Annotated in this window: 24 protein-coding genes and 1 tRNA gene; 20 read left to right on the top strand and 5 right to left on the bottom strand. The window is 60.1% G+C overall.

Annotation, left to right across the window (positions count from 1 at the left end):
• Positions 1-174: 174 nt before the first annotated feature.
• On the top strand, positions 175-666 hold the full coding sequence (locus QMK33_RS14600) for a DUF6438 domain-containing protein (protein ID WP_283565339.1): 492 nt from the start codon (positions 175-177) through the stop codon (positions 664-666).
• A gap of 33 nt (positions 667-699) precedes the next feature.
• Here the strand turns inward: QMK33_RS14600 and QMK33_RS14595 are convergent, their stop codons facing one another.
• Positions 700-2,367, bottom strand: coding sequence for an ABC transporter substrate-binding protein (locus tag QMK33_RS14595; protein WP_283565338.1), 1,668 nt, complete (start codon positions 2,365-2,367; stop codon positions 700-702).
• 92 nt (positions 2,368-2,459) lie between these two features.
• On the opposite strand from QMK33_RS14595, the gene QMK33_RS14590 reads away from it, so the two are divergent.
• From QMK33_RS14590 to QMK33_RS14550, 9 genes are all read left to right on the top strand, one after another.
• Positions 2,460-3,140, top strand: coding sequence for a metal-dependent hydrolase (locus QMK33_RS14590; RefSeq protein WP_283565337.1), 681 nt, complete (start codon positions 2,460-2,462; stop codon positions 3,138-3,140).
• Positions 3,141-3,401: 261 nt separating this feature from the next.
• The gene (locus QMK33_RS14585) at positions 3,402-4,211 is read left to right on the top strand and encodes a ParA family protein (protein WP_283565336.1); all 810 of its coding nucleotides are present in this window, start codon (positions 3,402-3,404) and stop codon (positions 4,209-4,211) included.
• Between the two features lie 18 nt (positions 4,212-4,229).
• Positions 4,230-4,565 carry a hypothetical protein gene (locus tag QMK33_RS14580; RefSeq protein ID WP_283565335.1) on the top strand — a complete coding sequence of 112 codons (336 nt, stop codon included), beginning with the start codon at positions 4,230-4,232 and terminating at the stop codon, positions 4,563-4,565.
• A 16-nt stretch (positions 4,566-4,581) separates the two neighbouring features.
• The gene (locus QMK33_RS14575) at positions 4,582-4,803 is read left to right on the top strand and encodes a DUF433 domain-containing protein (protein ID WP_283565334.1); all 222 of its coding nucleotides are present in this window, start codon (positions 4,582-4,584) and stop codon (positions 4,801-4,803) included.
• Between the two features lie 88 nt (positions 4,804-4,891).
• Positions 4,892-5,872, top strand: coding sequence for a ParB/RepB/Spo0J family partition protein (locus tag QMK33_RS14570; RefSeq protein ID WP_283565333.1), 981 nt, complete (start codon positions 4,892-4,894; stop codon positions 5,870-5,872).
• A gap of 42 nt (positions 5,873-5,914) precedes the next feature.
• Complete coding sequence (locus tag QMK33_RS14565; RefSeq protein ID WP_283565332.1) at positions 5,915-6,667, top strand: DUF5683 domain-containing protein; 753 nt, start codon at positions 5,915-5,917, stop codon at positions 6,665-6,667.
• Positions 6,668-6,691: 24 nt separating this feature from the next.
• Positions 6,692-7,414: a 4-hydroxy-tetrahydrodipicolinate reductase gene (gene dapB, locus QMK33_RS14560; protein ID WP_283565331.1), complete on the top strand. Its 723-nt coding sequence runs from the start codon at positions 6,692-6,694 to the stop codon at positions 7,412-7,414.
• 101 nt (positions 7,415-7,515) lie between these two features.
• Positions 7,516-8,667 (top strand): signal peptidase I, encoded by a 1,152-nt coding sequence (gene lepB, locus QMK33_RS14555; protein ID WP_283565330.1) that lies wholly within the window; start codon positions 7,516-7,518, stop codon positions 8,665-8,667.
• A 160-nt stretch (positions 8,668-8,827) separates the two neighbouring features.
• Positions 8,828-9,322, top strand: coding sequence for an HNH endonuclease (locus tag QMK33_RS14550; RefSeq protein ID WP_283565329.1), 495 nt, complete (start codon positions 8,828-8,830; stop codon positions 9,320-9,322).
• Between the two features lie 68 nt (positions 9,323-9,390).
• Here the strand turns inward: QMK33_RS14550 and QMK33_RS14545 are convergent, their stop codons facing one another.
• Positions 9,391-10,311, bottom strand: coding sequence for an alpha/beta fold hydrolase (locus QMK33_RS14545; RefSeq protein WP_283565328.1), 921 nt, complete (start codon positions 10,309-10,311; stop codon positions 9,391-9,393).
• Between the two features lie 197 nt (positions 10,312-10,508).
• Here QMK33_RS14545 and QMK33_RS14540 point away from each other — a divergent pair, with 197 nt between their 5' ends.
• The 9 genes from QMK33_RS14540 to QMK33_RS14505 all read left to right on the top strand — a co-directional run bounded on the left by QMK33_RS14540 (position 10,509) and on the right by QMK33_RS14505 (position 21,380).
• The gene (locus tag QMK33_RS14540) at positions 10,509-11,738 is read left to right on the top strand and encodes a DUF3298 and DUF4163 domain-containing protein (protein ID WP_283565327.1); all 1,230 of its coding nucleotides are present in this window, start codon (positions 10,509-10,511) and stop codon (positions 11,736-11,738) included.
• Between the two features lie 32 nt (positions 11,739-11,770).
• Complete coding sequence (locus QMK33_RS14535) at positions 11,771-12,361, top strand: DUF4202 domain-containing protein (RefSeq protein ID WP_283565326.1); 591 nt, start codon at positions 11,771-11,773, stop codon at positions 12,359-12,361.
• Positions 12,362-12,422: 61 nt separating this feature from the next.
• The gene (locus QMK33_RS14530) at positions 12,423-13,109 is read left to right on the top strand and encodes a precorrin-2 dehydrogenase/sirohydrochlorin ferrochelatase family protein (protein ID WP_349361751.1); all 687 of its coding nucleotides are present in this window, start codon (positions 12,423-12,425) and stop codon (positions 13,107-13,109) included.
• A gap of 154 nt (positions 13,110-13,263) precedes the next feature.
• Complete coding sequence (locus tag QMK33_RS23610) at positions 13,264-13,488, top strand: DUF8507 family protein (protein ID WP_502867066.1); 225 nt, start codon at positions 13,264-13,266, stop codon at positions 13,486-13,488.
• Between the two features lie 379 nt (positions 13,489-13,867).
• Positions 13,868-14,182: a HEAT repeat domain-containing protein gene (locus QMK33_RS14525; RefSeq protein ID WP_283565325.1), complete on the top strand. Its 315-nt coding sequence runs from the start codon at positions 13,868-13,870 to the stop codon at positions 14,180-14,182.
• A 446-nt stretch (positions 14,183-14,628) separates the two neighbouring features.
• Positions 14,629-16,518, top strand: a complete 1,890-nt coding sequence (gene rpsA, locus QMK33_RS14520; RefSeq protein ID WP_283565324.1) for a 30S ribosomal protein S1 — start codon at positions 14,629-14,631, stop codon at positions 16,516-16,518.
• A 110-nt stretch (positions 16,519-16,628) separates the two neighbouring features.
• Positions 16,629-16,699, top strand: a tRNA-Cys gene (locus tag QMK33_RS14515).
• A 138-nt stretch (positions 16,700-16,837) separates the two neighbouring features.
• Positions 16,838-19,477 carry a cyanophycin synthetase gene (gene cphA, locus QMK33_RS14510; protein WP_283565323.1) on the top strand — a complete coding sequence of 880 codons (2,640 nt, stop codon included), beginning with the start codon at positions 16,838-16,840 and terminating at the stop codon, positions 19,475-19,477.
• Between the two features lie 100 nt (positions 19,478-19,577).
• A complete protein-coding gene (locus QMK33_RS14505) occupies positions 19,578-21,380 on the top strand; it encodes a DUF885 domain-containing protein (RefSeq protein ID WP_283565322.1) in 1,803 nt (600 codons plus the stop codon).
• 18 nt (positions 21,381-21,398) lie between these two features.
• Here the strand turns inward: QMK33_RS14505 and QMK33_RS14500 are convergent, their stop codons facing one another.
• Genes QMK33_RS14500 through QMK33_RS14490 form a run of 3 tightly spaced genes read right to left on the bottom strand, consistent with a single transcriptional unit; the run spans position 21,399 to position 22,187 of the window.
• Entirely contained in the window at positions 21,399-21,704 is a 306-nt protein-coding gene (locus tag QMK33_RS14500) for an SMP-30/gluconolactonase/LRE family protein (RefSeq protein ID WP_283565321.1), read from the bottom strand.
• The gene (locus tag QMK33_RS14495; RefSeq protein ID WP_283565320.1) at positions 21,705-21,902 is read right to left on the bottom strand and encodes an SMP-30/gluconolactonase/LRE family protein; all 198 of its coding nucleotides are present in this window, start codon (positions 21,900-21,902) and stop codon (positions 21,705-21,707) included.
• Positions 21,903-21,923: 21 nt separating this feature from the next.
• The gene (locus QMK33_RS14490) at positions 21,924-22,187 is read right to left on the bottom strand and encodes an SMP-30/gluconolactonase/LRE family protein (RefSeq protein ID WP_283565319.1); all 264 of its coding nucleotides are present in this window, start codon (positions 22,185-22,187) and stop codon (positions 21,924-21,926) included.
• Between the two features lie 285 nt (positions 22,188-22,472).
• On the opposite strand from QMK33_RS14490, the gene QMK33_RS14485 reads away from it, so the two are divergent.
• Positions 22,473-22,880, top strand: coding sequence for a DoxX family membrane protein (locus tag QMK33_RS14485; protein ID WP_283565317.1), 408 nt, complete (start codon positions 22,473-22,475; stop codon positions 22,878-22,880).
• The last annotated feature ends 22 nt before the right edge of the window (positions 22,881-22,902 follow it).

Here is a 22,902-nt window from a genome sequence, read left to right as displayed (position 1 = left end):
CTTCCCAAGCCAAAAAGCGTTCCGCAGTGCCAGGCACTACGGAACGCTTTTTTTTGTGCGTACCTCTGGCCCGGTTTTCGTTTTAGCGCTTGCGCCGCAACTTTGCCGTACCGGGCTCAGTGGTTTACACTTGCCTCGGTCAAGTTATTTTTAAATCTTTCGCCCCTCCCTGCCATGCGTTCTTTACTCTGGCTCCTCGCCCTTTCCCTGGCCCTGCCCGCCTGCGCCCAGCAGAAGCCGCCGCGCAAAACCAAGGCCGTTCGCGCCGCCGCCGTGCCCAAAGAAGCCGCCCCCGTACTCGTGTTTCAGCGCACGCCCTGCAACGGTACCTGCCCGGTGTACACGGCCACCGTTTTTGCCGATGGGCGGGTGGAGTACGATGGCCAGCGCTTCGTGAAGTTCCTGGGCAAGCAAACGCTCAGCCTGCCCGTGGCTACCATCAACGACATCCTGGCCGAGGCTAAGCGCATCAATTTCAGCCAGTTCGACGAGCGCTACTCGGGCCTCACCGTCGACCTGCCGGCGGCCATCATTACGGTGCAGCCAGTAGGCCAGCCCCGGCACGCCGTGCTGGCGGAGGAAGGCTTTCCGCCCAGCCTCAAGGCGTACATCGACTACGTAGGTGCCCGCATTGACCCGTTGACGCAGCAGAGCCTGGAGAAATAAGGCACTTCCCAAGTCGCTGCCGGTAGCTGGCGCTCAATCCTTGCGCACCTGCTCCAGCAGCAGCTGGTTCATGGGGTTGGCCGTGAGGCCGCGCACATTGCGCTGCGTGAGGCGAATTATCTCATCGTAATACAGCGACACCACGGGCGCGTCGCGCACTACCAGGCGGTCCATGGCCTGGTACAGGGCCGTGCGCTTGGCACCGGCCTGCTCCCGAATAGCGCGCTGGTACAGCTGGTCGTACCCCGCTGATTTATAGTGCGTTTTATTGGGGCCGGCGGGGCTGAAATTGGGCGAGTAGAACAGGGCCAGGTAGTTCTCGGCATCGGGATAGTCGCCGAGCCAGCTCTTGGTGAAAAAGGCCGTGCGGCCGTTATCCACCAGCTCCTGCTGGGCCGCCGATTGGTTGATATCAATCTGCACCTGCACGCCCACGTCGGCCCAGTTTTTTTGCAGGTATTCGGCCACGGCCTTGCGCTCGGCCACGGTGCTCAGGCGCAGCTGCAAGGGCCGGCCGGGGCCGTAGCCGGCCGCCGCCAGCAGGGCCCGCGCCCGCTGCGGCTGGTAGTCGTAGCCCGGCACCTGCGCGGCCGAAAACGAGGGCAGCGCCGCCGGCACGAAGCCCGACGTGCCCGGCCGCCCCACGTGGTTGAGCACGTAGGCCAGCATTTCGGCCCGGTTGATGGCGTAGCTCAGCGCCTGGCGCACGCGCACATCGCGCAGCTTGCGGCCCTGGGTGGCTTGCTCGCCGGTGAGCTTGGCACTATCCAATTGAAAGCCAAGGTATTCCGTATTCAGGTAAGGAGCTTTTTGCAGGTTGAAGCGCCCCTGGAAATCACTGCGCACCGAGCCGTCGGGGTTGAGAATGAGGTCGCGCGAGCCCTCGCGGATACCACTCAGAAAGTCCAGCTTGCCCTGCAAAAACGTGAGGAACTCCGTTTTGCGGTCGGCGATGAAGCTGATGGCAACGGCGTCTAAATAAGGTAGTTGGCGGCCCTGCTCATCTTTTCGCCAGTAGGTGGGGTTTTTATGAAACAGCAGCACGTTGCCCTCATCCCACACCTTGAACTGGAACGGCCCGGTGCCCACCGGATGCTCCCGAAAGTCCTTGCCATACTTGGCTACCGCCTCGTGCGGCACCACGTAGGCGTAGGGCATCGTTAATATCCCCAAAAATGGAATAAACGGCGCTTTCATGTGAATGCGCAGCGTCGAGTCGTTGGCCGCGACAAAGCAAGTGTCGCTGCTATTTCCCTGCTTATCTTCCAGCACTTTACCCCGAAATATCCAGCCGCCCGGCGAAGCCGTTTTGGCATCGAGCAAGCGCCGAAAACTGTACACGAAGTCGCGGGCCACCAGCGCCCGGCCCTGACCGCCCGCAAACGCCTCGCTAGCCTGAAACCGCACCCCTTGCCGCAACCAAAAAGTGTACGTGAGTCCATCGGGCGAAATCTGGTAGCGCCTAGCCAGCGACGGCGCGGGCTGCAAAGTAGAATCTAGCTCCAGCAAGCCATTGTAGAGTTGCGCCACGGCCCAGCTGTTGGCCTGGTTGCGGGCAAAGGCGGGGTCGAGTGAGGTGAGCGCCTCGGGCTGGTTGTAGCGAAACACGCGCCGCTCATCGGCCGCCGACGGGCCCGCGCCCGAGCAGGCGGCCAGCAGCGCCGCGCCGGCCGCCACGGCCAGCCCAGCGGCCCGGCGCATTCGCAATTCAGGTAGAAACATCGGTTTGGGGTGTCGGTTGCAAAGGTAGGGGCCGCGCCGGCCCCGGTTTTTCGTTTTTTTCTACCCATTTTATGCAGCTTACCTATTTCGGTCATGCATCGTTTTTGGCCACCATCGGCGGCGTGCGCGTGCTTTTCGACCCCTTCATCAGCCCCAACCCGCTGGCCAAAGCCATCAACGTGGAGGCCATTGAGGCCGACTACATCCTGGTTTCGCACGGCCACGGCGACCACATTGCCGACGTCGAAAGCATTGCCAAGCGTACCGGGGCCAAGGTGCTGGCCATTGCCGAAGTCGCCGGCTACTTCGGCGCCAAAGGCCTCGACGTGATTGGCACCAACCTGGGCGGCAAAGTGGCCCTGCCCTTCGGTACGGTGCATTGCGTGGCCGCCGCCCACAGCAGCTCGTTCCCCGACGGCTCGTACGCAGGCGTGGCCATGGGCTTCGTTATCAAAACCACTGAGGGCCAGACGCTTTACTTCGCCGGCGACACGGCCCTCACCTACGACCTCAAGCTCATCGGCGAGCGCCATAAAGTGGATGTGGCCCTGCTGCCCATCGGCGACAACTACACCATGGGCCTCACCGACGCGCTGGTGGCCGCCGACTGGGTAGGCACCACCGAAATCATCGGCATGCACTACGACACCTTCCCGATTATCGCCATCGACCACGCCGCTGCCCAGGCCGAAGCTAAAGCCGCTGGCAAAAACCTGCGCCTGCTGCGCATCGGCGAAACGGTGGAATTATAAGGCTCCTTGTCCTTGCGAGCGCAACGAAGTGGCGCGCGGTAATCTTTCCTGGTCGGCTGCCTAAATGGTTTACTAACCCAGCGGAAAGGAAAGATTGCCACGCGCCACTTCGTTGCGCTCGCAAGGACGGTCGGGGCCAATTCTGGCTATCTACTTGGCTAATCCAGTTTTTTTAGCCTTATTTTGTAGATTAAACAGCGCCGGTCCCGGCTGACTTATTTCTTCGCGCAACGCGTTTCCTCTGTTATATCGTTTGTTGTTATGGGTAAAATTATCGCGGTAGCCAACCAGAAGGGTGGCGTCGGCAAAACCACCTCGGCCATCAACCTGGCCGCCTCGCTGGCGGCCCTGGACTACCGCACCCTGCTCGTGGATGCCGACCCGCAGGCCAACGCCACCTCGGGCGTGGGCTTCGACCCCAAAGACATCGAAAACAGCGTGTACGAGTGCATGGTCGATGGCATCGACCCGCAGGATATCATCCTGAAAACGAACATTTTACCCCACCTCGACCTCATGCCCTCGCACATCGACCTTGTGGGGGCCGAAGTGGAGATGATTAACCTGCCCAACCGCGAGGAGAAGATGAAGGAGGCCCTGCGCCCCCTCGTCGACCAGTACGATTTCATCATTATTGACTGCTCGCCCTCGCTGGGCCTCATCACGGTGAACGCCCTCACGGCGGCGCACTCGGTTATCATCCCGGTGCAGTGCGAGTACTTCGCCCTCGAAGGCCTGGGTAAGCTCCTGAATACCATTAAGATAATTCAGAGCCGCCTCAACACCAACCTCGAAATCGAAGGTATCCTGCTCACAATGTACGATGTGCGCCTGCGCCTCAGCAACCAGGTGGTGGAGGAAGTGCAGCTGCACTTCCAGCAACTCGTGTTCGACACCATCATCCCACGCAACGTGAAGCTGAGCGAGTCGCCGAGCTTCGGCATCCCCGTCATCCTGCACGACGCCGAGAGCAAAGGCGCGGTGAGCTACCTCAACCTGGCCCGCGAAATTGTGGAGAAGAACAGCGTGGAAGCCAACCCCGAGGAAGCCGCCGAGGATGAGCTGGTGTAAGTAAAATAGCTTACAGCTATGAATGGTTGGAAATTCGCCCTCAATCCGCCCTTCGCTGACGGCCTATTCTCGGAGCAACAAACTGCCGCTTGGGAAACACTAAAAAAGCAGCTGCCTTTGGGGACCATTCTCACTGGCAAGGTATATATTCAAACCCAGTTCGGTGTCTTTTACAATGCCGAACTGGGTTTTCCGGTGCTTCTGAGAGTTGTAGAATTCAATGTAAAGCAAGGGCCAATACTATTCCCGGATGATTACCCGGCGCTGGATAGTGTGCTTACCGGGAGGCTGGTTGGGTTCGATAATGGCAACCGGCAATTGGATGTTATGGCCTATTCACTGACAACTCCTTAGTCTATAATTACCCTTCATGCCTCCCCACCCGCACAACCCGCTCATCAGCACCGACGCTACCGTGCGCTCGGGGCGGCCCTACCTCACGGGCACCCGCATCAGCGTGGCCGATGTGCTCGACTGGCTCAACAGTGGCTTGACGGAGGCCGACTTGCTGCGCGATTTTCCGGTTTTAACCCCCGCCATGATTCGGGCCTGCCTCCACCATTCCGCCGACCGTGGGCACTGGTCGTATTGAATTTGGCAAAGGCTTGCCCTTCGCCCCCTAGTCCGTAATTTTGAAGTTCTGGGCGGGCCGGCCTTTCGGCCCCCAGACCCTTGCCAAGATGTCTGTAGAGAAGAATAACGATAAAATCCAGGCGGCCCTGAACGCCAACCCTGGCGCGGCCAGCGTGGCCAAGCGCCGCCTTGGTGGCCTGGGCCGGGGCCTCAACGCCCTTATTGAGGGCAGCTACGACAAACCCAGCGAGCACCTCCTTGCCTCCACCCCCAACCCCGTGAGCTCGGTGGGCCTGATTCCGGTGGGCCACATTGAGGCAAACCCCTACCAGCCCCGCACGCACTTCGACCAGGAATCATTGGCCGAGCTGGCCGATAGCATTAAGATTCAGGGCATTATCCAGCCCGTAACGGTGCGCCAGCTGGGTACCAACTCCTACCAGCTCATCTCGGGCGAGCGCCGCCTGCAAGCCAGTAAGCTGGCCGGCCTCGACACCATTCCGGCCTACGTGCGCAAGGCCGATGACCAGCAGATGCTGGAAATGGCGCTCATCGAGAACATCCAGCGCGAAAACCTCAACGCGATTGAAATTGCGCTCAGCTACCAGCGCCTGCTCAGCGAGTGCAGCCTGCGCCAGGAGGACCTGGGCGAGCGGGTGGGCAAAAACCGCTCGACCGTCACCAACTACCTGCGCCTGCTAAAGCTGCCGCCCAGCATCCAGATTGGCCTGCGCGACTCGGTTATTGGCATGGGCCACGCCCGCGCCCTCATCACCATCGAAGACCCGCAGCTGCAAGTAGACCTCTACCGCCGCATTGTGGCCGAAGACCTCTCGGTGCGCCGCATCGAGGAGCTGGTGCGCAACGGCTACGGCCGCGCCGAAGCCCCCAACTCCGCCAGCCCCCAGCCCGCGGCTGCGCCCGTGGTGCCCGTGGCCGAACTGCGCCGCACCGAGCGCCAGCTCACCGACCACTTTGGCTCGAAGGTGCAGCTGCGCCCCGGGGCCCAGGGCCGCGGCGAAATCAAAATATCCTTCGATTCGGTGGAGGACATGCAACGCATTCTGCATATTCTGCAACCTGCATAGGTACCGCACTACCAATCGCCGGTCGGCGTTAGCGGCTTACTTATGAAGAACTCCTTGCTTTTTCTGGGCCAGTGGCCCGCCCGTTGCGGCTGGCTGCTGGGTTTCGTGCTGCTGCTGGCCGGGGCGCGCCCGGCCCTGGCCCAAATACCCACCGCCACCAACCCGCTGGAAATCAACCCCGCGGCGCCCGTGCTGGTGCGCCCCGACACGGCCACCGTCCGCCGCAAGCCTACCAAAAAGGAGCGGCGCGCCCTGGCCGCCGCTGACTCGGCTAAGCGCACCGAACGGCTTTTCGGCCTGCACCTAACGCGTCCGCAAAAGGCTGGCATTCTGGCGCTTGCACCTAGCGGTGGGCAGATTTACAATAAGAAGTATTGGAAGCTGCCCATTGTGTACGGCATGGTGGGTGGCCTAGGTTACTGGGTTTATTTCCAGCAAAGCCGCTACATCGAATACCGGGAGGCATACTACATAGTTCGTGCAATTCCGGCCACGACAAATCCTTTACCGCTTACCAGCTACCTGAATAAGGATGATTATCCGAATGCCCGCAAGGAAACGTCCCTAACGAACGTTTACAATAACCTCACCGGCTACCGCAGCTACCGCGATTTGGCCATCCTCATCAGCGCGCTGGGCTATTCGCTGCAAATACTGGATGCCGTGGTGGATGCCCACCTGCACGACTTCGACGTGAGCGACAACCTCTCGCTGAACTGGCAGCCCACGCTGCTGCCGGTACCCGGCCAGGTGGTGCCTGCGGGCGGCATAGCCTTGACCTTAAGCTTAAAATAACTTGTTGCTTAACAAGTAATTAGCATGAAAATACTCCTCATCGGCTACGGTAAAATGGGCCAGACTATTGCCGGCCTGGCCGCCAGCCGGGGCCACGAAATCGCGGGCGTGGTGGACCACCAAACGGGTACCCAGCGCATCGAGGACTTCACCCCCGCGCAGGTCGACGTAGCCATTGAGTTTACGCATCCAGAGGCGGCGTTTGCCAACGTGGCGGCTTGCCTGCGCCAGGGCCTGCCGGTGGTGTGCGGCTCCACGGGCTGGCTGCACCAGTTTGACGAGGCCAGCCAGTTGGTGCAGGACACCAACGGAGCGCTGTTTTACGCCTCCAACTACAGCGTGGGCGTGAATCTGTTTTTCCACTTCAACGAGTATATGGCGGCCAAGATGAACCAGTTTGCGGCCGGCTACGACGTGCAGATGACCGAGATTCACCACGTGCACAAGGTAGACCAGCCCAGCGGCACGGCCCTCACGGCGGCCCACGGCATTATGGAGAATTTCCCGGCCAAAACCACCTGGCGCAATGCCCCCGCCCAGGCCCCGCACGAGCTAGCGATACTCAGCGAGCGGCGTGGCGAGGTAGTGGGCACCCACGAGGTACGCTACGTATCGAGCGCCGACACCATCGAGCTGCGCCACGAGGCCCACTCGCGCGAAGGCTTTGCCCTGGGCGCGCTGCTAGCCGCCGAGTGGCTGCCCGGCCGCCACGGCGTGTTCGGCATGAAAGAATTGCTGGGCCTGTGAAACGGCTTAGCCCGTCATGGCTTCGCAGGCTCGCAATGACGGGCTAAGCCGTTTATTTGTTGGATATTCTACTGGCTGGGTAACGCCCGCCGTCCCGTTTCATGCTTTTTCGCAAAACCGACCCTACTGCCCCACCCCGGCCGCCCAAAACCAAAAGCCGCGAGTGGTTCGATTCGCTGCTGTTTGCGGTTATCGCGGCCACGCTCATTCGCTGGGCCACGTTTGAGGCCTACGTTATCCCGTCGCCGAGCATGGAGCACTCGCTGCTGGTGGGCGACTACCTGTTTGTGAGCAAGTTGCACTACGGGCCCATTACGCCCCAAACGCCGTTGCAGGTGCCCCTCACCCACCAAACGGTGCCGATTCTCAATATCAAGAGCTATTCCGACGCCATTCAGCTGCCCACCTACCGCCTGCCGGGCTTTAGCTCGATTAAGCGCAACGACGTGGTGGTGTTTCACGTGCCGCACGAGGCGCAGTACCCGGCCGACCTGCGCACCAACTACATCAAGCGCTGCATTGCCATTGCGGGCGACACGCTGCAAATTCGCAACGGCGAGATTTTCCTCAACGGCAAGCCCGGCGCCATTGGCGGCTCGCCCCAAACCACCTACTTCCTGGAGGTAGAAACGCCCAACGACGAGGTACGCCAGGCCCTGCACGAGCAAGGTGTGGTGGACTACGACCAGCCCGACGGCATGCCCGCCGCCGGCACCGACCCCGAAACTGGTAAGCTGGGCTACTTCATCAGCTGCCCCGCCCCGGTGGCCGAGTTCTTCAAAAAGCAGCCCTACGTGAAGTCGCTGACCGTGACTGCGCCTGGCGTGCTGCTCTTCCCCGACGTGGCCGATTTCCACGGCTCGGGGGCCATGAGCGCCGTGCAGCGCAAGTGGCAGCTTGATAGCTACGGCCCGCTGCCGGTGCCCAAAAAGGGCCAGACCATTGCGCTCACGCCCGGCAACGCCGCGATTTACTACAAAATAGTGGGCCAGTACGAGCACAACACCAACATCAGCTGGAAGGATGGCATGATTACGCAGAATGGCCAGCCGCTCACCAGCTACACCATCAAGCAGAACTACTACTTCATGATGGGCGACAACCGCCACAACTCGGAGGACTCGCGCTTCTGGGGCTTCGTGCCCGAAGACCACGTAGTGGGCAAGGCCGTGCTCATCTGGCTCTCGCTCGACCCCTTCGGCGATGCCTGGCACAAAGTGCGCTGGAACCGCCTGCTCCATACCATCGACTAAGCGGAGGTAGCGTGGACTTTGTGAGTCCGCGTTTGCAGCAGCCAAAACGCGGACTACAAAGTCCACGCTACAAGCCCCAGCCGGAATTATTCGGCTGGGGTTTTTTGTTCATGTGCATGAAACCTAGTAGCTTGCAGTCTGCTAGTTTTCGCTATCGTATATGGACCAGAAAGTGCTCGTACTCAATGGCGATTACACCGCCATCACCTTATGCAGCGTGCAGAAGGCATTCGTATTATTATTCCTGGATAAAGCGGAAATGGTAGCCAAATCGGAGCACGGGGTGCTGCGCACGATTTCGCAAGCCTTTCCCAAGCCCAGCATCATTCGGCTGGCGCGCTACGTGCGGGTGCCCTACAAGGGCATTGCCCTCAGCCGCCACAATATTTTCAAGCGCGACCAGTACGAGTGTCAGTACTGCGGCTCAACCAAAACGCTGACCCTCGACCACGTGATGCCCCGCTCGCGCGGCGGCGATTCGGGCTGGACCAACCTCGTGGCGGCCTGCTCGCGCTGCAACCACGCCAAAGGCCAGCGCACCCCCTCCGAGGCCAACATGCCGCTGCGTACTCAGCCCAAGAAGCCCACCCTGGCGGGCTTTCTCAAGCTCTCGGCCGGCACCCTCGACCAGAACTGGCACGCCTACCTGGGCTAACCGGGCGAAACGCAAAAAGGGCTTCCCGCTACGTAGCGGGAAGCCCTTTTTTGTTAACTATCAGTCAATTAATACGTGGCCGTAGCAGAGCCGTTTTCAGCGCGGCGGGGCATGGCCTCTGGGCCGTCGGCATCAAAATTATCCCGCACCGGCTGGCCGCTGAGGAAGGTGAGCAAGTCGCGGTTGAGGCGGTCCTTGGCCGTTACGTTCAGGCCGTGGGGCTCGCCACCGTACACCACCAGCTGGGCACCAGCTACTAGCTTAACAGCGCGCTGGGCGCTGTTCTCGAGGGGTACCGTTTTGTCGGCATCACCATGGATGAACAGCGTGGGCACTTTAATACCCTGCAAGTCCTGGCGAAAGTCGGTGTCGCTGAATGCTTTGGCGCACTCGGTGGTGGCGCGGGGCGTGGCTTGCAGCGCAATGCTCTGGCTCCAGTCCAGCATAGGCTGGCTCACGGGGTGGCTCAACACACCCACGCCGTAGAAAGCTTTGCCGAAATCGGCCAGGAAGCCGGGGCGGTCCTTGCCTATACCCTCAATCATGCCATCGAAGGTTGATTTGTCAACCCCATCGGGGTTACCGTCGGTCTTCAACAAGTAAGGCGTTACGGAGCTGATAAACACTACTTTGCTCACGCGCGCGCCTTGGTGGCGGCTCATGTAGCGGGCCACTTCGCCGCCGCCCATCGAGAAGCCTACGAGGGTTACGTCTTGCAGATTTAACTCATCGAGCACGGCCTTCAGGTCGTCGGCCAGCGTGTCATAGTTGTAGCCGTCCCAGGGCTTCGACGACTTGCCAAAGCCGCGGCGGTCGTAGGCAATCACGCGCACGCCGTGCAGCGGCAATTCGGCCAGTTGAAATTCCCACGACTGCAAGTCGAGGGGCCAGCCGTGAATAAGTACCACGGGCTTGCCCTGGCCGTAGTCTACATAATTGATTTCTACTGGTTTTCCGGCAGCGTCGCTGCCTGCTTTAATGAAGTTCATATAAAAAGAAAAGGAACGGGAATGGAAAGAGAATGCCCTGTACTTACGGCTCAGCTAAAGCGAAAGACTAACAATGCCCAAATTTTATAGTGGATAGGCTAGCTGCTTGGTTAACATTGGCTAACGACTCAGGCTTTCCGACAGCGCCCGGGCGCGCAGGCAGCTGGCAATCGTGGGCTGCCCCGTTCTTTTGCGGCATGAAAACCTCCCTTCTGGCCCTGGCTGGGCTGCTCAGCCTGGCCGCCTGCAACCCGCCCACCACCTCTACCCCGGCGGCCACTACCCAGGCACCGGCCGGCCAAAAGACTGCTAGCCAGCCCATAGCCAACTCGCCCGGCACGGCCTACCAAGTGTATCGGGGGCTGCTACCCGGCCAGGCCGACAGCATTACGCTGCACCTCGTTGCGGCTCCGCAGCCCCTCTATGATGCGGCTGGCCCCAGCAGCCACGGCAGCTACTATGGCCCCGATGGCCACCCCTATGAAGTGCAGAGCCAACCCAGCTCGCCCGACAGCCTCGTGCTGGCCGACCTCAGCCCAGAGCACGGGGCTGGCCCTACCGGTAACGGCCCGGTTTGGCGCTTGCGGCGGCAGCCGGGCGGCGGCCTGGCAGGCCTGCTGCAGGGGCAGGCCGTGCGCCTGCGGCTAGTGGCCCCGCCGGCCGGCAGCCTCACGTTTGCCGTGCGCTACCTGGCCGATTCGCTGGCCGCGTACCCGGAAGACCTGGAGTCGCCGAAGGCCCGCTTCAGCCTGCAAGCGCTGGTACCGACTGGTGGAGCTGCCGCCGTGTGCCAGACCTTGCAGGCCAACATCTTGCGCGATTTGCGCGGCGATACCCTTAGCACCCTGGCCGCAACTACGCTGCCCGCGCTTTTCAAGCAGCAGCGCGACACGTTTTACCAAGAATACCGCGAAGACGTGGCCGATGTGCTAGCCGCCACCAGCCCCGACGAGCGCCCGTCGGCCACCCTCAACTACGCCAATCAGGCAGCCACCTACGTGCTGCACCAGCAGGGTAACTTGCTGAGCCTGGGCTTTTTCAGCTACTTATACACCGGCGGGGCCCACGGGCAGAACGGTACCCTGGCCGCCAGCTACGACCTACGCACTGGCCGCCGCCTGCGCTACAACGATATTTTTAGGCCCACCGCCGCGGCTCAGCTGCCCAAGCTGTTGGGCCAGGCTGTGCGCCCCCTAGTGGGCCTGGCGCCCGGCACCCCGCTCGGTAAAGGCCTGTTTGTGAGCCAAATGCCCGTGACGCACAACGTTTTTTTGACGGTGGGTGGCGTCGTTTTTATTTACCAGCCCTACGAAATCGCCTCCTATGCCCAGGGCGAAGTACGCGTGTTTCTACCCCTCTCGGCCGTGCGGGCGCTGCTGCGTGAAGACCTGCCGCTACCTGAAGCCAGCTCGGTAGCCAACCGCTGATATTTTATTAACTATCAGTACTACAAATACTTATGCCTAATACTTCCCGTCTGGCCGAAACCTTCCGTCTGTTTGACGCTGCCAACAGCGAAGACCTCAACCTCGAAACCGACGCCGCGGGCCAGCCCATTGCCAAAGAAGTGCTCTACGCCCAGCGCATGAGCGCCGGCCTGGCCCGCGTGGCCCCCGATGCGCCCGAGGCTGTGCAGCTGGCCGCCCGCGCCCAGCACATCAGGCGCTGGGCCATTCCACGGGCCGAATTCCCCCTGACGCGCCCCGGCTACCACCAGTGGCGCAACGCGCTCAAGAAATACCACGCCGAGCTGGCCGGCCAGCTCATGGCCCAGGCCGGCTACGAGCTGGCCACCATCGAGCGGGTGCAGCAGTTGCTACAAAAGCTACGCCTGAAGGACGACCCCGAGATGCAGCTGCTGGAAGACGTTATCTGCCTGGTATTTCTGGAATATTATTTCCTGCCCTTCGCCGCCCAGCACCCCGAGGAGAAGATAATTGAAATAATGCGGAAAACCTGGCCCAAAATGACGGAGCGCGGCCACGCGCTGGCCTTGCAACTGCCCTTCACGCCCGAGGCGCTGGCCATTATCGGCAAAGCGCTGGGCTAGCTTTTACAGGCTGCGCCAGGCTCAGCCAAATCGTAACTGTTTATTTTCTATTCCTGAAAAAATGTCTGCTCAAAACCCTCTTTTTCCCGCCTTTCTCAAGCTCGAAAACCTGCGCGTATTGCTAGTAGGCGGCGGCAACGTGGGCCTCGAAAAGCTCACTGCCATCCTGCGCAGCAGCCCCGAAACGGCCGTCACTATCGTCAGCCTCAGCTTCTTGCCCGAACTGCGCGCAGTAGTTGCCCAGCACCCGCGCCTGCGCCTGGTAGCGCGCGGTTGGCAGGAAACCGACCTCGACGCCGCCGATATCGTCTTCGCCGCCACCGACGACCCGGCCCTGCACCGCCGCATCAAAGCCGCCGCCCGCGCCCGCCGCCTGCTCGTGAACGTAGCCGACACGCCTGACCTCTGCGATTTCTATCTCTCCTCCGTGGTGCAGAAAGGCCAGCTCAAAGTGGCCATTTCCACCAACGGCAAGTCGCCCACCGTAGCCAAACGCGTGCGCGCCGTGCTCGAAGAAACCCTGCCCGACGAGTTGGACGACGTATTGCAGCAAATGACCGTCATTCGGGGCCGGCTGGCCGGCGACTTCGCCGCTAAGGTGAAAGCACTCAACGCCGTAACGGCCGGGCTGGCCGGCGGTCAGGCGTATGAGGCGCCCGCCACCAAGCGCTGGCGGCGCGTAGCGGTGGGGTCGTTGCTGGCCGTGGGCACGCTGCTGGCGGGGCGGCTGTTTCGGCGTCCAAAGTAAGACACATTAAGTGAGCGACTTACGTAATTCACACTTACAAAACAGATAGACGGTGTCGCTGCCCAGCTCAGTAGAAATAAGTGCGCAGGAAATTCAGGCGATAATCTTGGAAAAGACTGCCAGCAGGTAATTTGCGCCGGCTAGTTCCGCCGAGTTGGCTACGTTACTGGGTCGCCCGGTATCACTCCAAGAGTTGGCCGATATCCGGCACCTTATCGGCCTGTATTATGCCGAGCGGGCAGCCGATTTGTTTGATGCCCAGTGGACTGAGAAGGGCTGGACCAATGAAACCATGCACGAATGGCTGCGGAGTACCTGCGTACAGCCCACGGCTGGCCGAGTGCATGAGGGTCGTTTTAGATACCAACGCTGCTGCTAACCAGCATCGGTCGGCAGACGGCCTTCCGGCCAATCTTTGATGCTATTATGCGTCAGCGTCTTACGTTAGTCGTCAGTACCGGCATCCTGCTGGAATACGAAGAAATTATCGCCCAGCGCACCACCCCACATTGGCCCAAAATGTGTTGGCAGCCTTGGGCAACCTCCGCAACGTGAGCCGCCACGAAGTGCGTTACAACTAGCGCCTACCCTTCCCCGACCCCGACGACCAGAATTTTGTAGATGCCTACGTGGCTGGGCAAGTTAACTACTTGGTCAGCAACGACCGCCATTTTGCTGAACTACGAACGGCCGGCTTTCCACAGGTGCGGGTGGTATCGGCAGCGGAGTTTTTGGGAATATCAAGTATTATTCAGTAGATGAGCAAACAACGTCTTTCCAATCGAGAGCAACTGCGCAAAATGCTGAAAGGAAAAGAACCGGGCTCTGTTTTGAGTATCGAGCTTATAGCTACCCAAGCTATACTTGCAAAATCACCAGAGAAGGCAGTCTCTGAGCTAATTAAACTCCTCAGCTCGGTAACCCAACAAGCATCGAAGCACTTCATTGCTGAAGCTTTGGGTACAACAAAAGACCCGCGAGTTATTCGACCATTACTAAAAGCTGCGGCCGACCCCCAGAACGAGACCTATAGAAGCAATTTTATATGGCCCTTAGATAAGCATAATGTATGACTGTACTGCCTATTTACCGCAGATTGTTGATTTGCTCCTAACAAGAGTAGGGTTCGACGAAGTTACTTGGTCTTGCATAGAAGTTATTCGCAAAATGAAAGGCCATTTCGAGCCAGTGATAGCCAGAAAGTACATTCGCAAGCTGCTAGCTGAGATTCAACTTCCGCTGAATGAGAAAGACTTAGTAGCTACTCATGCTAACCGTTTGGAAGCGGCTGACAGAATTATGTGTGGCTATTTCAACCAGATAGCCCGTACCTACTGGGCGAAGTGGAACAAAAGCGAACAGCCTATAACGGATGTTAGCAAACCCACCTGAAAACCCGTACCTTTGCGGCCCTGTCAAGGCGGCAGGCCGGGGGCTTACCCCCTTCGGAACCAACTCAAAATGCGCTTCGCCCTGGGTTCCGGCGGTGGCGTTCAGTAGTTTAGGAACCTGCTATTACATGGCAGAATTGATTGACGATTTCGACTGGGACAATGTCGATGCCAGCGGCTTTGGTGGTAACTACAACGCCGACCAGCGTGCTGAGCTGGAAAAAATGTACAGCGATACCCTCACCACCGTTCAGGAGGAAGAGGTAATTAAAGGCACCGTGGTGGGCATGACCGACCGCGATGTTATCCTCAATATTGGCTTCAAATCGGACGGCCTCGTACCCCTGAGCGAATTCCGTGACCTGCCCGACCTCAAGGTTGGCGACGAGGTGGACGTGTTCATCGAAGACCAGGAGGATGCCAACGGCCAGCTCATCTTGAGCCGTAAAAAAGCTAAAATCAAGCAGGCCTGGAACGCGATTTACGCGGCCCTGGAGAATGATACCGTGCTGGAAGGCGTGGTGAAGCGCCGCACCAAAGGCGGCCTCATCATGGAGATGGATGGCGTAGAAGCCTTCCTCCCCGGCTCGCAAATCGACGTGAAGCCTATCCGCGATTTCGACATCTATGTGGGTCGCCGCATGGAAGTGAAAGTGGTGAAAATCAACGCCGCATTCGACAACGTGGTGGTGTCGCACAAAGTCCTGATTGAGAAGGACTTGGAGCAGCAGCGCGAAGCCATCCTCAACAACCTCGAAAAAGGCCAGATTCTGGAAGGCAACATCAAGAACATGACCAACTTCGGCGTGTTCATCGACCTCGGCGGTGTCGATGGTCTGCTGCACATCACGGATATTTCGTGGGGCCGCATCGCTCACCCGAGCGAGGCATTGCAGCTCGACCAGAAACTCAACGTGGTTGTGTTGGACTTCGACGAGGCCAAGAAGCGTATCTCGCTGGGCTTGAAGCAACTCACGCCTCACCCATGGGACTCGCTGCCGGCCGACCTCGGTCCAGGCTCGCGTGTGCAGGGCCGCATCGTGAACGTGGCCGACTACGGCGCCTTCATGGAAGTGGTACCGGGCGTGGAAGGCCTGATTCACGTATCGGAAATGAGCTGGAGCCAGCACCTGCGCAACCCGCAGGATTTTATCAAGCAGGGCGACATCGTGGAGGCAGTTGTACTGACCCTCGACCGTGAAGACCGTAAGATGAGCCTGGGTATCAAGCAACTGACCGAGGACCCGTGGACGCGTAGTGACTTCGCTGAGAAGTTTGCCGTGGGCACCAAGCACAGCGGTGCCGTGCGTAACCTGACCAACTTCGGCCTGTTCGTAGAACTGGAAGAAGGTGTGGACGGCCTCGTGCACGTATCGGACCTGTCGTGGACCAAGAAAGTGAAGCACCCTTCGGAAGTGGTAAAGGTTGGCGACAAACTCGACGTAGTAGTACTCGAGCTGGATATGTCGGCCCGTCGCCTCGCCCTGGGCGTGAAGCAGTTGGAGGAAAACCCCTGGGATACCTTCCAGACGGTGTTCACCACTGGCTCGGTACACAAGGCTACCATCACCGAGAAGTCGGACCGTGGCGCAGTACTCGAATTGCCTTACGGCATCGAGGGCTTCGCCTACCCCAAAGGCTTGGTGAAGGAAGATGGCTCGAACGCCGAAAACGGCGAGCAGTTGGACTTCCGCGTTACCGAGTTCTCGAAAGATGACCGTCGCATTGTGCTCTCGCACACCGCGGTGTACAACAAAGAGGACGAAAGCAACAAGTCGACCAACTCGAAGTTCGCGAAGAAGTCGCCCAACGCTGGCCAGAGCCAGGGTGAAGGCAAACTGAGCGACCTCAAGAAGCCGGCCGACAAGAACACCCTCGGCGACCTCGACGCCCTGAGCGCCCTGCGTGACCAGCTTGCTGGTGCCGAGCGCCAGACTGCTGAGGACCGCCTGAAGGCCCGCGTTGATGCCGAGGTGCCCCTGGCTGGCCCCTCGCCCGACAACGCTGAGATTTCCTAGTGCAACCCCAGTAGGGTAAAACAGGAAGCCCCAACCGCAAGGTTGGGGCTTTTTTGTGCGCGTTAGATTTGGCAATACCGGCTTTTTTCGTACCTTTGTGCCCCCAAGCCGGTAACGTGACCGAGCGGCTAGGTAGAGGTCTGCAAAACCTCCTACGGCGGTTCGAATCCGCCCGTTACCTCTAAAGCCCCCGCTGCTTCTTTCTGAAGTGTGGGGGCTTTTTCGTAGCCAGTTTACCGTAAAAGCACGAAGTAAGCCCGGCGCTGCCTACATTGCTATACCGCTGGCAGGGCCGGCGGCTTACCCCCGTTTTGGCTATATGAAGATTATTGACCTCCGCACCATGCGCGGGCCGAGCTACTGGTCGGTGAAGCACTACCGACTGATTGTATGCAAAGTTGATTTACAAGAACTTGCCGGCGAGTGGAGCAATACCATTAATGGGTTTGGCGAGCGGCTGACGGCTTTGCTGCCCGAGATTGGGCAGCCGCACGCGCAAAGCCTCCCCACCAGCAAGCAGCTGGCCAAGCACCCGCCACTCACCCAGGAGCAATTGGCCGATGGCGAGCCGCTGGGCCACGTAGTGCAGCATGTGGCGCTGGAGCTGCAACGCCTGGCCGGCATGCCAGTATTCTGGGGCAAGAGCTACCCCGCCCGTGAAGAAGGCGTCGAATACGTGGTATTTGCCTACCAGGAAGAGCGGGCCGGGCGCTACGCTGCCCAGGCCGCCGTAGAACTGGTAGAGGCCCTGTGCAAAGGCGAGGAATTCAGCCTCAAGCCCGTGATTGACGAGCTGCACGACATTCGGGAAGAGGAGTTTTTCGGGCCCAGCACCTGGAGCATCGTGGCCGAGGCCGCCTCGCGCAACATTCCGTACATCCAGCTGAAAAACAGCAATATTATTCAACTCGGCTACGGCGTAAACCAACGTCGCATCTGGGCTACTACGACCAACCTCACCTCGCACGCGGGCGTGGAGGTGGCCGGCAATAAGAACCGCACCAAGGCCATGCTGGAAGACGGCGGTGTGCCGGTGCCGCGCGGTACAACGGTGTACTCGGAAGACGGCCTGCGCGACGCCATTGAGGAGTTGGGCTTCCCCATCGTGACCAAGCCGCTCAACGGCAACCACGGCAAGGGCGCCACCATCCGCATTGTGAACTGGGAGGATGCCGTAGAGGGCCTGAAATTTGCCAAGGAATACTCGCGGGCCGTGATTGTGGAGCAGTTTGTGGAGGGCGACGACCACCGCCTGCTCGTGGTGAACGGCAAGCTCATTGCCGCCGCCCGCCGCACGCCCGCCGCCGTAGTGGGCGATGGCCAACTCACAGTGCAGCAGCTTATTGACAAAATAAACGAGGACCCACGCCGGGGCGTAGGCCACGAAAAAGTACTCACCTCCATTAAAGCTGACCAGCATACGCTGGACATTCTGAAGGGCCAGGAGCTAAGCCTGGAGTCGGTGCTGCCGGCCGGCCAAACCTTGTATCTCAAGAGCACGGCCAACATCAGCACCGGCGGCACGGCCACCGACGTAACCGACCTGGTAGCGCCCTACAACGTGCTGCTAGCCGAGCGCGTGGCCGGCATAGTGGGCCTCGATATTTGTGGTATCGACATGCTAACCAGCGACATCGCCATTCCGCTGAATGAAACGCGGGGCGCGGTGATTGAGGTGAACGCGGCCCCCGGCTTCCGGATGCACATTGCGCCTACTGAAGGGCTGGCCCGCAACGTGGCCGCGCCGGTGATTGACATGCTGTTTCCGGCCGGGGCCGCGACGCGCATTCCGATTATCGCTATTACGGGCACCAACGGTAAAACGACCACCACGCGCCTCATTGCGCACCTGGTGAGCAGCATTGGGTATAAGGTGGGCTTTACCACTACCGATGGCATTTATATTCAGGGGGTTCAGCTACAAAAGGGCGACTGCACGGGCGGGCAAAGCGCCGAGTTTGTGCTGCGCGACCCTACTGTGAACTACGCGGTGCTCGAAACCGCGCGCGGCGGCATGCTACGCTCGGGCCTGGGCTTCCATACCTGCGACATCGCGGTGGTAACCAACGTGGCGGCCGACCACCTGGGCATGCGCGACATTCACACCGTGGAGGAGATGGCGGCCGTGAAGGGCGTGCTGCCCCGCACGGTGCAGAAACACGGCTGGGCCGTACTCAACGCCGACGACAGCCTAGTGTACGAGATGGGACGTAACCTCGACTGTAAGGTAGCCTATTTCTCTATGAATGAGCATAATCCGCGCATTCAGGAGCATGTGGAGGCCGGCGGCGTGGCAGCAGTGTACGAGGAAGGCTACATTACGATTTACAAGAACTCATACAAGCTGCGTATCGACCGGGCGGCTGAGTTTCCGGTTACGTTTGGCGGCCGGGCCACGTTCAATATTGAGAATGCGCTGGCGGCCGCGCTGGCCGGCTACCTGGCGGGCTTTGACAAGGACGCCATCAAAACGGCGTTCCGCACGTTCGTGCCCTCGGCTACCAAAACGCCGGGCCGTATGAACCTGTACAAGTTTCCGCGCTTCGAGGTGATTGTGGATTACGCCCACAACACGGCGGGCATCGGCAAGTACGCCGAGTTTATGAACGCCACCACGGCCACCCGCAAAATTGGCGTGGTGTCGGGCCTGGGCGACCGCCGCGATGAGGATACGCTGGGCTTCTCGCGCATTGCGGGCCGCACGTTTGACGAAGTTATTCTGCGGCAGGACCGCGATTTGCGCGGTAAATCGGCCGAGTTTCTGCGCGAGATAATGACGCGGGGCCTGCGGCTGGACAACCCGGAGCTGCCCATTACCTATATCGAAAACGAGCTGGAGGCCATTGACCACGTGCTGGCCACGGCGCCCGATGGGGCGGTTATCACGCTGCTGACCGAGAACATTGCGGGCGTTATCAAGAAGCTCGACGAGTACGAGGCTAGCCTGAAAGCAGAATAAGCATAGGCAAGAGCAAAGCCACCTGTTCTTGCGAGCGCAACATTCTGCTTGATGCGCTCGCAAGAACAGGCAAGTTTTTTAATCAACAACGTTTCAATTAATGAAATACTTTGCGCAGGCGGCCGTTGCGGCGGCGCTCGGGCTGGCTAGCTGCCAGTCGGGCACTTCTTCAGACAAGGCCACGGCCGGCACCAATGTTGGGAATAAGGACTTAAGCGGGCTGTTTGGGCAGTATTGGGAAAAGCAGTCGCGCCTCGACCCGCTGGCCGCCACCGGCCAGGGCGACAACCGCTTCAACGACCAGCTGCCCAACGACCAGACCCAGGCCTACCGCGACACGCTGCGCACGTTTTACCAGAACTACCTGACGCGGCTGGAGAAATACGACCGCAACACGCTGGACGACAACGACAAAATAAGCTACGACATCTTTCAGTACGAGATGCAGCAGCGCCTGGCCGGCCTGAAGCTGAACACCTGGATGCTGCCGTTTCAGCAGTTTTGGGGGCTGCCCATTACGCTGGGGCAGTACGGCGCGGGCTCGGGCAACCAGCCGTTTAAAACCGTGCAGGACTACGACAACTGGCTGGGTCGGGTGCACGGCTATACGCTGTGGGCCGACTCGGCCATCGGCAACTTCCGGCGGGGCATGAAGGCGGGCGTGGTATTACCCAAAGCTTTGGTGGTGAAGATGATACCACAGATGCGCGGCAAAGATATTATCGTTACTGACCCTGCCAAGTCGCTGTTTTACGGGCCGATAGCGGCCCTGCCGAAGAGCTTTTCGGAGGCCGATAAAACGCGCCTGACGGCGGCCTACAAAAAGGCGATTCTGACCGAGCTGGTGCCGACTTATCAAAAGCTGGGCAACTTCCTGGCCACGGAGTACCTGCCGAAGTCGCGCCTCACGAGCGGCATTGCGGCCGTGCCCGGTGGGCCGGCTATGTATACCTACGCCGTGGCCTACTGGACAACCACGAGCCGCACACCCGCCGAAATCTACCAGACGGGCCTGAGTGAGGTGGCCCGCATTAAGGGCGAGATGGAGAAGGTGAAAACCCAGGTTGGCTTTAAGGGCGACCTGCCGGCGTTTTTCCAGTACCTGAAAACGGACAAGAAATTCATGCCCTACAAGTCGGCCACGGAGGTGCTGGACGCGTTCCGCAAAATTCAGGCGACCATCGACCCCAACCTGAAAAAGATGTTTGGGCGCACGCCCAAAACGCCGTTTGAGATTCGGCAGACGGAGGCTTTCCGCGCCGCCTCGGCCTCGGCCGAGTATAACTCGGGCTCGCCCGATGGCACGCGGCCGGGCATTTTCTACGTGCCAATTGTGGATGCCACCACGTTTAACACCACCTCGGGCATGGAGTCGCTGTTTTTGCACGAGGCCATTCCGGGGCACCACTACCAGACGTCGTTGCAGCAGGAAAACCAGGGCCTGCCCAAGTTTCGGCAATTTGCCTGGTACGGCGCAATGGGCGAAGGCTGGGCTTTGTACAGCGAGAGCCTGGGCAAGGAACTCGGCCTCTATACCGACCCCTACCAGTACATGGGCGCGCTCGGCGACGAGATGCACCGCGCCGTGCGCCTGGTGGTAGACACCGGCCTGCACTCGCGCAGCATGACCCGCGAGGAGGCCATCAAATACATGATGGCGCAGGAGCCCATCAGCGAAGACGGGGCCACGGCCGAGATTGAGCGCTACATGGCCATTCCGGGCCAGGCGCTGAGCTACAAAACGGGGGCGCTCAAGATTCGGGAGCTGCGCACCCGCTACGAAAAGGAGCTGGGTAGCAAGTTCAAGCTCAGCGACTTCCACGATGAGTTGCTGAAAGATGGCGTGATGCCGCTGGCCGTACTGGAGAAGAAGATGGACGCCTGGGCGGCTAAGCAGAAGTAGCTGGCAGTCAGTTAGGACTTACCGAACGCCTCGTACGCACATGGGCACCGTAAACACCGCCTCCGAGGCGGTGACGAACAGCGTGCGCATATCCTTGCCGCCGAAGCAGAGGTTGGCCGTCCAGGCGGCGGGCACATTGAGGTGGGCGATGCGCTGGCCGGCGGGGCTGTAGATGGTGACGCCCTGGCCGGTGAGGTACACGTTGCCCTGCTCGGCAAGGGTCATACCGTCGGAGCCTTGCTCTACAAACAACTGTTTATCAAGCAGTTTACCCTTGGGGCCGATGCGATAGTGGAAGGTCTTGTTGCCCTCAATATCAGCCACCTAGAGCGTGCGGCCGTCGGGGGGGCCGATGAGGCCGTTGGGCTTGCGCAGGGTGGTTTCGACGGCAGTGGGCTGCGCCGCGCCGGGGGCCAGGTAGTACACACACTGGCCAATGGGCGGGCGGTTTTGGTCGGTCCAGTAGTCGCGCTCATAGTGGGGGCCGGTGAAGTAGAGGCCACCTTTAGGGCTGACCCACACGTCGTTGGTACTGTTGAGGCGCTAGCCTCGCACCTGGGCTACCAGTACTTTTTCCTTACCGGCGGGCATGATGGCCCAGAGCTGGTTTCGGCCGTCGGCACAGGCGATGAGGCTGCCCTGCTTGTCAAAATACAGGCCGTTGGACCGGCCGGCGGGGCTCAAAAAAACGCTGAGTTGGCCGTGGAGGTCGTACTTCCAAATTTTATCATTGGGCTGGTCGGTGAAGAAGATATTACCCTGGCGGTCCACGGCGGGGCCTTCGGTGAAGGCAAGCTGCTTGGCCACTAGCTGCGGCGTGAGCGAGCCGGCAAACTGCGCCTGCCCGGCCGCCGTGGGCGGGGCAGACGCTACCTACGCAACCGCTCCGCCAGCCATCTGATGGCGAAATACTGTCATGTGCGGGTGCTATAAACGAGGAGAAAGGCCGCAAACAGGGCGGCCAAGCGATGCCGGCCGGGCAACCAACGTTGCGCCCGGCCCGCAAAAGTTACTGCTTGTGCGCGGGCTAGGCGGCTAACCCAGGTAGCCACCGTGCGTAAGCTAAGCTGGCACTAGGCCATCTCCTACCTTATGAAACTTAATAACTTCGAATTGGCCTTTGTGCTGGGCCGCCTGCTGCTGGGACTTAATTTCTTGATGCACGGGCTGGTACGCATTCCTAAGCTAGACGTTTTTCAGGCGGGTATTCTCAAGGAGTTTGCGGCCGCGCCACTGCCGGCGAGGCTAGTGAGCGCCTACGCCACCGCGCTACCGTTTGTGGAAGGCGGCGTGGGGCTACTGCTGCTGCTGGGCTTGTGGACGCGCCCGGCGCTGGTGGCATCTATGCTGGTGATAATGAGCCTGGTATTTGGCAGCAGCCTGCTCGAAAAGTGGAATCTGGTGGGCGACCAGCTGGTGTACGGCCTCTACATCATCACGCTGGTGCTGCACTTGCAGCGCAACCGCCTGTGTCTCGACGCAGTAGCGGTACCGGCGTAGGTAAACCTGGGGTAGCGAGCGC

Origin of the sequence: Hymenobacter sp. H14-R3 (genome assembly GCF_030063445.1) — a bacterium.
Classification (GTDB): domain Bacteria; phylum Bacteroidota; class Bacteroidia; order Cytophagales; family Hymenobacteraceae; genus Hymenobacter.
Note: the sequence above shows the minus strand (reverse complement) of the source record. Positions and strands in the feature narration are given on the sequence as shown.